The sequence below is a fragment of the Tunturiibacter lichenicola genome (assembly GCF_051013355.1).
Lineage (GTDB): Bacteria > Acidobacteriota > Terriglobia > Terriglobales > Acidobacteriaceae > Edaphobacter > Edaphobacter lichenicola_F.
Map to the genome: position 1 here is coordinate 482,450 of NZ_CP132944.1, position 10,606 is coordinate 493,055.

Genomic DNA, 10,606 nt, shown 5'->3' on the forward strand with positions numbered 1-10,606 from the left:
ACAGCGTAATCAGAGGTTGGGAAAATGAAGCAACCCATTGCGTTAACCGACGCATCTCCTTAACCTGATCCCAGACAGAATTTAGCTGGAAAATAGTTTGTAGCTAGTTCTGCCTATTTCGTGTTACCTTAGTCCCGAAGGGACTAACCCTTTTCGGTTCTTTACACTTTTTGTATTGCTACGTGTTCGCTGATCGAGACTTCTGTACTCGGAGGGATCACTTGACTACTGCACCTCATGTTCCTGTCTCTCCAATTGATTTGTTACGACCGAATTCGTTTAAATTCGACCAGAGATCGCAGCGCGTCTCCCGAGCCATATGTGCTTCGTGGGTAAAGCTGGACTTGCTCCTGCTGTCTTTCACGCTGCTCATGCTGCTGCTTGGCCCTGAGATCCGTGGTCACCAGCTGAGCTTGGCAAGGGTACTGCAGCTCCGCGTATCGCTTCTTAACTTTATGTTGGCCGCCACGTGCCTGATCGCCTGGCGCCTGAGCTTCAATCTCACCAAACTGCACTTTGACCGATCTAACGCTTCAGTGGCAATTCTTGGGGTCGAGACATTTCTACGCGTAACCTCGTGCGCCGGAATCGCAGCAATCATCATCTATCTTCGTCATCCGGATCGTCTGTCGATCTACACCATCGCGACCTTCTGGTTCGTCAGCATGATCCTGCTCACCGTTGGCCGCGCCATCCTCATTGCCTTTGAATACTATGTGCGGCCGTTGCTGCGTCAAAACAGGCAGGTTGTTATCGTCGGCAGTGGTCCCCGAGCCCAGCAAGTCGCGCACGAGTTGACAACCCACCCAAAGTGGCACTACTTCGTATTGGGCTTCGTTGACTCGGAGCCTCAGTGTGATCCACGTTGTGTCCTGGGCGGAATCGAACAGCTCGATTCCATCCTCATGCAGAAGGTCGTCGATGAAGTGATCATCGCCCTTCCAATGAAATCCATGTACGACAGCATCCAACAGGCGATTCTGGCGTGCGAACGTGCAGGGATACAGTCTGGCTACTCTCTGGATCTGTTCTCAACTGAGGTTGCCAAGCGGAGATCGTTTGAAGAGCACGACGCCTCCTCGGTTGTGCTTCACATGGTGCATAACGGCCACCACAAGTTCCTGAAACGTTCGCTCGACGTCATCTGCTCCGCCATCGGAGTCATCATTCTTGTGCCCCTGATGATACTCGTCGCAATTGCCATCAAGGCGACCAGTAAAGGCCCGGTCATCTTTCGTCAGAAGAGGTACGGACTCAACAAGCGAACCTTCTGGATGTACAAATTCAGAAGCATGGTGGAAGATGCCGAGGTCCGTCAGAAGGAACTCGAGCACCTCAACGAAAACGATGGCCACGCCTTCAAGATGCGCGATGATCCACGAATCACACGCATCGGGCAGATCATTCGAAGAACGTCCATCGATGAGCTTCCTCAGTTCTTCAACGTATTGCTCGGCGATATGTCGCTTGTGGGACCCCGGCCGCTACCAATGCGCGACGTTAACAACTTCTCGGAAGCCAGCCTGATGCGCCGCTTCAGCGTAAAGCCTGGGCTTACCGGCCTCTGGCAGGTGAGTGGAAGAAGCAATACCTCATTTGCCAACTGGATGAAACTGGATCTCGAGTACATTGATCGTTGGTCTCTTCTTCTCGATATGAAGATTCTGGCAAGGACCATCCCTGCTGTCTTCAAAAAGAGTGGCGCCCTCTAAAACCGCAACTCGTGACTTCATTCCATCTCTACGAGCCCCTGATCAGGGGCTCGTAGCTGTTTAATGCATCGTTCCATCACATGACAGCGGCTCCAGCGCAACAAGGATTCGTCTGGCCTTACCCTTCATCGGCCATCGCTCGCTAGGAACCGATGCAATCAAATGACGGTCATATGACAAGGCGATGACAACGTGGCTCTTCACTCTAACTAGTCTTCCACTTGACCGGATATAGCCATTCATCCGGCAAGTGATCTGCAACAAGCAGAGAAAGAAAAGTGAAGATCATGCCAAAAGTAGTCTGTCCCACCGGCCCCGTAGTCGATAGCCTCACCTCGCGTCGCGCCCCGTTTCAACCAATCAAGGCCAGCGCCGCCAAAACCCTCATCGCTCTTCTCGTTGGAGCATCCTCCTTCGGCGCCGCGGCCATTGCCCAGACCGCCGGCACCTATCAGGCAACCAACATCCTGTCAGACGGCTCGGTAACTGCACTCAAGACTGACCCCCAGTTCATCAATCCCTGGGGCGTGTCTGTTGGTCCTGCCTTCTGGATCAACACCCAGGACACCGGCCTTGACTACGTCGCCACCGCCACCGGGACCATTCCATTCAAGGTTGCCATCCCCGCAGCCTCAGGAACGGGAACCGGCACGCCGACAGGCACTGTCTTCAACCCATCGGCCAGCATCTTCAAACTGACCAACGGCTCCGCTTCCACCTTCCTCTTCTCCTCGCTCGACGGAACCATCAGCGGCTGGAACAGCGGTCTCGGCACGACCAACAGCACCGCCCAGACAGCCATCAACAACAGTGCCGCGAGCGCCGTCTACACGGATATCGCGCTTCTCACCAACTCTACCGGCACCTTCCTCCTCGCCGCCAACTTCGGCGCCGGCACCGACATCGAGGTCTACGACAGCAACTTTAAATCTGCCACACTGCAGGGCACATTTACTGATCCCACCCTCCCGGCGAACTACGCACCCTTCGCCGTCCACACCATCGGCTCTCAGGTCTTCGTCACCTACGCACTGCGCACGACCACCACGCCAAATACCTCTGCTCCTGTGGGCGGATATGCCGTTCCCCGTGCCGCCGCCACCACGTACATTCAGACCCCCGGCACCGGTAACGGAATCGTCGACGTATTCGACACTAACGGCAACTTCCTCAAGCGCGCCATCGACGTCGGCGGCAACCTCAACGCACCCTGGGGAGTAGCACTCGCTCCTGCCGGCTTCGGCATCTTCGGCGGCGACCTTCTTGTCGGCAACTTCGGCGATGGCATCATCAACGCCTACAACCCCACCACCTTCGCCTTCGCCGGTCAGTTGACCGACGGAACAGGCAAGCCCATCTCCTATCCCTCACTCTGGGAGATCACCTTCGGACAAAGCAACGCGACCCCAGCCGGCGCAGGCGACCCCAACACCCTCTACATCGCAGCCGGTCTCGCCAACGAAGCCCACGGCCTCTTCGCCGGAATCGCCAATACCACCACCGCAACCACCGCAGCAACCTTCGGCTTCAGCGCCTCAACCGCCGCAGCAACAGTCAAGGCCGGCTCATCCACAACAGCGACCATCAGCGTCGCCCCCACCAACAGCTTCAGTGGCAACGTAACGCTCGCCTGCAGCGGACCAACCGGCGTCACCTGTACCTTCTCTCCCAGCAGCCTCACGGTCACGCCTACCGTAGCAGCGACCACCACTGTCACCATTCAGACAGCGGCCAGCATGGCGCGCGTCGAACACAGCAAACCCTGGGCACAAGGCGCGGCCGCCATCACAGTCGCGTTCCTCATGCCCTTCGGATCGATCCTGGTCTTCTCCCGCAAGCGCGCAACCGGCAAAGGAAATCCGCTACAACTACTCGGCCTCGTCGCGCTCCTGCTTGTCTCCACCGGCATGGTCATCGGCTGCTCCAGCTCAATGAATCCGGCTGCCTCACCCGTTGCCTCTGCCCCAACTACGCCGACCACCCCAACCACGCCCGGAACACCGGCTGGCGTACAGATGGTCACAATTACGGCGACCTCCGGCAGCATCACCCAGAACACGATCATTGCCCTCACCGTGCAATAGGTCAGACGTCCTACCTCACCGGCCGCTGCAATCTAGGCGGCCGTTCTTTTTTTAACGAACTGGAAAAACATGAGCGATAGAAACTGAAGCCGCCTGCCACTTCGAGTCCCATTCAAGAAAACCGCCGTCGCAATGTTGTACGATAAGCCATGGGAATGAGGTCTCCCAAAACCGCCTGAGATACGGCTGATGACCTCTGCCAATTCGATGTTCTTAAACTGAAGAATAGCGAGAATTAACGAGGCAGATGATGTCCTATCTCTGGGTCACAATCGGTAGCGCGCTGGGTGGTCTCTTACGTTACGCAATCACCAGGCTGACACTCACACAAAGCATCGCATTTCCCTACGGCACGATCTTTATCAACGTGCTCGGCTCCTTCGTCATCGGATACTTCGGAACCCTCACGTTGCAAAGCGGCAGATATCCGGTCTCCGACAACGTTCGCCTCTTTGTCATGGTGGGAATCTGCGGAGGCTTCACCACCTTCTCTTCCTTCAGCCTTCAAACCTTCGATCTGCTCCGTTCGGGCGCCTGGGGCAGAGCGTTAGGCAACGTCTTCCTGTCAGTCATCCTGTGTCTGGCCGCAGTGGCTGCCGGACACCTCCTCGCGTACCAGTCAGTAACAAAAACTGCCATCGCCGAAACCGCAAACGAAGAATATACCGGCTGATACGGGCCTCCAAAACAACGCCGTACCACTTCATCGATCATGCGAGCTACACTACCCACATGATCGACGAAGCCACCTTCCGCCGCGAATCCGACCGTGCCCTTGAAGCCCTGAAGCAGTCCCTCATCTCTGCCGAGGACGACAACGGCACCTTCGAGTTCGAAGACAACAACGGCGTTATGAACATCATCTTCGAAAACGGCTCCAGCAAGTTCGTCATCACCCCGAACACTCCCATCCGCCAGGTTTGGATCTCCGCTCAGGCCACCAGCTTCAAACTCGACTGGTCCGAGGACGCCAACGCATTCGCTCTCGCCAAGACAGGAGAAGACCTAAAGACTCTTACCCAACGTCTCCTCCGCGAACACCTCAACGACCCCACCATCTCCCTCCCCTAGCCACAAAAGCAGTTCGCAGGCGTGCAAAACAAAAGTGCAGCAGTTTGCACAAAGCAAGTTAGAATGTCCTCACTGCCGGTGCCAATCTCAGCCCGGCTGGACAAATAGACAACCTACAACGAACTGCTCCGTACTTGGGAGGATGGGATAGCCATCATGACGCCGAAGCTGTCCGTTGCCATCATCACGTTAAACGAAGAGGTGAATCTCGCCCGCACCCTCGCCAGCGTTCAATTCGCCGACGAGATCATCGTCGTTGACTCCGGCTCCACCGATCGCACCCTCGAGATCGCCGCATCCTTCAAAGCCAAGCTCTACCTCGAGCCCTGGCAAGGCTTCGCCGCTCAAAAGAACTTCGCGATCGAGCGCTGCTCCGGCACCTGGGTTCTCTCTCTTGATGCCGACGAGGCCCTGACCACCGAGCTCCAAACCGAGATCCATCTCCTCCTCTCGGGCCAACCCACGGCGGACGCCTACCTCCTCCGCCGACGCAACTTCTTTCTCGGCCGCTGGATGCGTCACGGTGGCTACTATCCCGATCCCCATCTCCGGCTCTTCCGCCGTCACGCCGCAAACTTCGCTCCTCCCGCCCGCTTCACCGATCGTCCCGTGCACGAAACCATCGCCATCGGTGGGACCACCGAAACCCTTAACTCCGACCTCATCCACCACGCCTACCCAACACTCGAAAGCTACATCGAGAGCCTCAATCGCTACAGTACCCTCGGCGCCCAGATCGTCATCGAAAAGGGCCACACCAGCAGCTCCGCCCTGGCCCTGTGCTACAACGTACTCCTTCTCCCAACCCTCACCTTCATTCGAAACTATCTTCTTCGCCTGGGCTTTCTCGACGGCCGCGAAGGCCTCCTGCTCCACCTCTACCACTCCACGTACACCAGCTGGCAGTACGCCAAAGCCTGGCAGACCGTGCGCAAATCCACCACAACGCGGTAAAGTTTGCCGCTCCATCTCACGACTCTCGCTTCATCTCCTGGTGTAAAACAATCTCATGCCGAAACGCCTCGCCCTGGCTCTCCTCGTTGTCTCCGCGATCCTTCCCGCCACGCTCTCCGCACAAAACATCTCCACCAAAACAACCGGCATGAAGCACATCGACGGCTACCTCCCGCTCGACTGGGACGCCAAAGCCGGCAAGCTCTACCTCGAGATCCCCCACCTCGAAACCGACATCCTCTACACCCACTCCCTCCCCTACGGCACCGGCTCCAACGACCTTGGCCTCGACCGCGGCCAGATCTCCGAAGGACAGATCGTCCGCTTCGAGCGCACTGGCCCCAAGATTCTGCTGGTCCAACCCAACCAGCAATTTCGCTCCAGCTCCACCGATCCCGCCGAGTTTTTGGCCGTCCGTCAGTCGTTTCCCGAGTCCGTCCTCTTCGGCTTCAAGGTCGAAGCAGAAGACCCAAACGGCACCGTCCTTATCGATGCCACTGACTTCTACCTCCGCGACGCCCACGGCGTAGCCGAAGCCCTCAGCAATACCAAGCAAGGCAGCTACAAAGTCGATCTCACCCGCTCCACCATCGCCCTCGACGCCACCAAAGCCTTCCCCAAAAACACCGAAGTCGAATCCACCCTCACCTTCACCACCGACGATCCATCCAAAGGCGAGTTCGTCGCCAACGTCACGCCAGATCCTCACGCCCTCACCATCCGCGAGCACCAATCCTTCATCGAACTTCCCGGCCCCGGCTTCACCCCACGCCGCTTCGACCCAAGCGCCGGTTACTTCCCTACCAGCTACCGCGACTACAACGTCCCCGTCAGCGAATCCCTCGACCAGCAGTTCATCATCCGTCACCGCCTCATCAAAAAAGACCCGTCCTGCAGAGACGCTTGCGAGCCGGTCACCCCCATCCAGTACTACGTCGACCGAGGCGCAGCCGAACCTATTCGCACTGCCCTTCTCGAAGGTGCGCGATGGTGGGATCAGGCCTTCCAGGCTGCAGGCTGGGCCAAGGGCACCTTCCGCGTCGACATCCTCCCCGCCGACGCCGACCCCATGGACGTCCGCTACAACATCATCCAGTGGGTCCACCGCTACACTCGCGGCTGGAGCTACGGCGCCGCTGTAGTCGATCCCCGCACTGGCGAGATCCTCAAAGGCAACGTCACCCTCGGCTCGCTCCGCAGCCGACAGGACTACATCATCGACGAAGCCCTCCTAAGCCCCTACCTCGACGGCAAGCCACTCCCACCGGCAACCGATCCCATGTTAGCGATGGTTCTCGCCCGCACCCGCCAACTCGCCGCCCACGAGACCGGCCACACCCTCGGCCTCGCCCACAACTTCGCCGCCAGCAGCTTCCCCCACACACCAGAAGAGTCCGTCTCCGTCATGGACTACCCCCACCCCTGGATCACGCTGGATAAGAACGGCGTCCCCAATATCGCCCAGAGCTACGCCGTCAACATCGGCATCTGGGACAAGGTCGCCATCGACTACGGCTACCGCGAATTCGATACCGCAGGCAAGCCAAAAGAAGACCCCACCGCCCTCTACGCGATCCTCACCGCCTCGGAGAAGACCGGCCTCATCTACATCACCGACGAAGACGCTCGCCCTCTCGGCGGCGCACATCCCCACGGCCATCTCTGGGACAACGGCACCGACCCCGCTGACGAACTCGATCGCATCCTCACCATTCGCGCCGCCGCCCTCAAGCGCTTCGGCGAAGACGCCATCAGGACCGGTACCCCAATGGCCCAGCTCGAAGACACCCTAGTCCCCCTGTACCTCCTCGAACGCTACCAGACCGAGGCTGCGGCAAAAGAGATCGGCGGTCTCGACTACCGCTACAACCTCCGCGGCGACGGCCAGATCAACCCCACCATCGTCCCGGTCGCCGCCCAGCGCAAAGCCCTCTCCGCAGTCCTAAAAACCCTCTCCCCCGAAACCCTCACGCTCCCCGAATCGCTCCTCCAGATCCTTCCACCCCGCCCCCCAGGCCTTCCTCGCACTCGCGAATCCTTTCCCTCCGAAACCGGGCTCACCTTCGACCCCATCGCCACAGCCGAGTCCTCGGCCGACCTCACACTCGCCGTTCTCCTGGATCCCGCCCGCGCCTCGCGCCTCGTCCAATATCACATGCGCGTCCCGGACGCTCCCTCCCTCCGCAGCGTCCTCGAAGCCGTCTCCAAAGCCACTGCCGAGCGCCCCGAAGGCGGACACACCATGTCCTCTGAGGTCGAACGCGCCGTAGAATTCCGCGCCCTCGAAGCGATGCTCTCGCTCGCAGTCAATCCACAGGCATCCTCGCAGGCACGCGCCATCGCCCGCTCCCACGTCAGCGATGTCCTCAAACAGATCACCCTCGAAACCCAGGCCCCCCAGACCGACACAGCCGAAGCCATCCACCGCGCAGCCCTCATCGACCGCATCAACCAGTTCGAGCGCGACCCCGCAAAATTCGTCCCCTCCGCGCCCATCCCAGCCCCACCCGGCATGCCCATCGGCGACGACGAGGAGATGGACTGACCCATCCCAGCGATATCGTCCCACTCCCTAAGAACGAATGCGGACAGAGAAGCTGAGGTAAACCCCAGCCCTCTAAACATCGTTACACGAGGGCTACCGTACGTTCATCGGCTCAGCCACCGGATATTTGGCTGCGAGAATCTGCGCATACGTATTCTCCAACCGTTCGCGATGCAGCTCCATACCCCATCCCGGAGGCGCCCAAAACTTCTTATACGCCGCCTGTCCCATCCGGGCAGCCACTTCGGGATCTCTGAGGATCGCCATCTTCGCCTGAAGATCCGCTTGGTCCCCGCTCCGGAAGTACAAACCCGTAACCCCATCGACGACAGACTCGCGGGCAGCACTGGTATCCGGAACGATGCTGGGCACCCCATTTCCTGCGGCCTCTAAAACCACCAACCCGAGAGTCTCGTACCACAGCGACGGAAAGACAAGAGCACGCGCCTCACGCAGCCCATTCACTCCATCACGATGATTCATCCAGCCGGACAGAATCGCCTGTGGATTTGCTCGCGCAACTGCTTCACGGGCGCTTCCCTCCCCGATAAACCGGCACCGCACACCCTCCGCCGCAGCAGCACGCGCGAACAACACAGAACCCTTCTCCTGCTCCAGCCTTCCGAGATAAACAAATGTCTCACTCTCCGCTACATCCGCTGGTTCGTTACGATCAACCTCAATCGCGTTCGGCACCGAGTGAAAGTTCGCATCTTTCGGAAGATACGGACGGAGAACATCGATCGCTAACTGCGAAGAATAAATAAAGTTCTTGATTCCTGAGGGGATGTAACCAAACTGATCCTGCACCACACGGCGCCCCACCCGCCACAGCTTATGCTGGTAGCTCCTCACATCGCAGTCCCTGCAGAGACACGCAGCACTCAGTGGACGTAGTGTGCACTTCTCAAGCGTATCCTGCAGAAAAAACGTCCCGGTAGGACACGCAAGCAGGAAGTCATGAATCGTGAACACAATCTGAAAGTCGCGATCCACCGCTGCCCGAACCGCGCTTGAGGAGAGCGCCTTGGTCCAGCTGTGAACATGCACGATCGTGTTCTGCCGATCTAGCGTATCCAGAACCTCGCCTACATCTTTACGCGACTGCGGATTCCACCATCCTTTGCCGATGGCGCGCAACCGATTCGGATCATCGACGATATCGAAGTGGCCAACACAATGCACCGTCAGATTTGGTTGATTCCGCAGCTCTGGTGCTATCGGTCCAACACCGCAAATCAGAGACACCTGATGGCCGGCTTTTGCCAAGGCACGCGCACCATCCAGCGCTACCTTTGCAGCCCCGCCATTCACTGATGCGGTGTCGCTGAGCAAAACAACATTCATTTCGTTCGCCTCTCCGCTTCGGCAGTCGCCGCTTCCCTGGTCCTGCTCGCAAACATCTGCGACACCCATTGTTGCAACACTACCAAGACAAACACGGTATTTCCAACAAGATACCGCTTCCAAAGCCGTCTCGGCTCCATGACAAGCCGCCAAAACCACTCGAGGCCCGTCTTTTGCATCAGCAACGGTGCGCGCTTCGTCACACCTGCAACCAACTCAAAACTGCCACCAACACCAACCATCACCTTCGCAGACAGGCCGGAATTATCACGAATCCAGTACTCCTGTTTGGGCGCGCCCAGCCCCACAAATAGAAAATCGGGCGCTGCCTGTTGGATGCGCCCACACACCTCCGCGGCAAGTTTCGGATTATCCATAAAACCCATCGGGGGGCAATCGATCCCAACTACACGCAGGTTTGCATTATCCTCCGTCAGCTTGCGGGCCGCGCCTTCGCCTGCCCCCGGACGACCGCCAAGAAAGTAGACGCTATACCCATCCTCTGCAGCAACTTCACACAGGCGCACCATCAGATCCGTTCCATTCACGCGTCCAGGGATAGGCTGGCCCAGAAACTGGCATGCCCAGACCAGAGATACCCCGTCAGCGACACATAGATCGGCGCCTCGAATGAGGCCGGCAAACTCAGAGTTGTTTCGCGCAAGCTGAACGAATTGAGCATTGAGCGTAACGACGTGAATACTGTTTGACCTGGCATCACCCATCAACGTCGTAATGCGGTGAATTGTTTCATCCATTGTTACCGGATCAAGTTCGACCTGACCGAGACCGACACGATTCATTCCAACTCCTTTCAGCGGGCAAATGATCCGAAGCCGTCTCCGGGCATAGCGCTTTCTTATCAGAATCCAGCAGGTCTTTGTCGGCGTGTC

General features: G+C 58.3%; 8 protein-coding genes and 1 riboswitch. Of the genes, 6 read left to right on the forward strand and 2 right to left on the reverse strand.

What is annotated here, in order from left to right; translation table 11 throughout:
• Positions 1-344: 344 nt before the first annotated feature.
• The 6 genes from RBB82_RS02035 to RBB82_RS02060 all read left to right on the forward strand — a co-directional run bounded on the left by RBB82_RS02035 (position 345) and on the right by RBB82_RS02060 (position 8,366).
• Positions 345-1,712, forward strand: coding sequence for a sugar transferase (locus RBB82_RS02035; protein WP_433973451.1), 1,368 nt, complete (start codon positions 345-347; stop codon positions 1,710-1,712).
• A 287-nt stretch (positions 1,713-1,999) separates the two neighbouring features.
• Complete coding sequence (locus RBB82_RS02040; RefSeq protein WP_433973452.1) at positions 2,000-3,796, forward strand: TIGR03118 family protein; 1,797 nt, start codon at positions 2,000-2,002, stop codon at positions 3,794-3,796.
• Between the two features lie 142 nt (positions 3,797-3,938).
• Positions 3,939-4,002, forward strand: a riboswitch (Fluoride riboswitch).
• 41 nt (positions 4,003-4,043) lie between these two features.
• Positions 4,044-4,469, forward strand: a complete 426-nt coding sequence (crcB, locus tag RBB82_RS02045; RefSeq protein ID WP_433973453.1) for a fluoride efflux transporter CrcB — start codon at positions 4,044-4,046, stop codon at positions 4,467-4,469.
• Positions 4,470-4,528: 59 nt separating this feature from the next.
• A complete protein-coding gene (gene cyaY, locus RBB82_RS02050) occupies positions 4,529-4,867 on the forward strand; it encodes an iron donor protein CyaY (RefSeq protein ID WP_433973454.1) in 339 nt (112 codons plus the stop codon).
• 156 nt (positions 4,868-5,023) lie between these two features.
• On the forward strand, positions 5,024-5,821 hold the full coding sequence (locus RBB82_RS02055; protein WP_433973455.1) for a glycosyltransferase family 2 protein: 798 nt from the start codon (positions 5,024-5,026) through the stop codon (positions 5,819-5,821).
• Positions 5,822-5,876: 55 nt separating this feature from the next.
• Positions 5,877-8,366 carry a zinc-dependent metalloprotease gene (locus RBB82_RS02060; RefSeq protein ID WP_433973456.1) on the forward strand — a complete coding sequence of 830 codons (2,490 nt, stop codon included), beginning with the start codon at positions 5,877-5,879 and terminating at the stop codon, positions 8,364-8,366.
• Between the two features lie 93 nt (positions 8,367-8,459).
• On the opposite strand, the gene RBB82_RS02065 is transcribed toward RBB82_RS02060, so the two are convergent.
• Together RBB82_RS02065 and RBB82_RS02070 are read right to left on the reverse strand one after the other, a co-directional pair.
• Positions 8,460-9,713 carry a glycosyltransferase gene (locus RBB82_RS02065; protein WP_433973457.1) on the reverse strand — a complete coding sequence of 418 codons (1,254 nt, stop codon included), beginning with the start codon at positions 9,711-9,713 and terminating at the stop codon, positions 8,460-8,462.
• The gene (locus RBB82_RS02070; RefSeq protein WP_433973458.1) at positions 9,710-10,516 is read right to left on the reverse strand and encodes a WecB/TagA/CpsF family glycosyltransferase; all 807 of its coding nucleotides are present in this window, start codon (positions 10,514-10,516) and stop codon (positions 9,710-9,712) included. The genes RBB82_RS02065 and RBB82_RS02070 overlap by 4 nt, the downstream gene beginning before the upstream one ends.
• Positions 10,517-10,606 lie beyond the last annotated feature (90 nt).

Coding starts and splice junctions, on each gene's coding strand:
- RBB82_RS02040 (WP_433973452.1), top strand. CDS start 2,000: ATGCCAAAAGTAGTCTGTCCCACCGGCCCCGTAGTCGATAGCCTCACC.
- cyaY (WP_433973454.1), top strand. CDS start 4,529: ATGATCGACGAAGCCACCTTCCGCCGCGAATCCGACCGTGCCCTTGAA.
- RBB82_RS02070 (WP_433973458.1), bottom strand. CDS start 10,516: ATGAATCGTGTCGGTCTCGGTCAGGTCGAACTTGATCCGGTAACAATG.
- RBB82_RS02060 (WP_433973456.1), top strand. CDS start 5,877: ATGCCGAAACGCCTCGCCCTGGCTCTCCTCGTTGTCTCCGCGATCCTT.
- RBB82_RS02065 (WP_433973457.1), bottom strand. CDS start 9,713: ATGAATGTTGTTTTGCTCAGCGACACCGCATCAGTGAATGGCGGGGCT.
- crcB (WP_433973453.1), top strand. CDS start 4,044: ATGATGTCCTATCTCTGGGTCACAATCGGTAGCGCGCTGGGTGGTCTC.
- RBB82_RS02055 (WP_433973455.1), top strand. CDS start 5,024: ATGACGCCGAAGCTGTCCGTTGCCATCATCACGTTAAACGAAGAGGTG.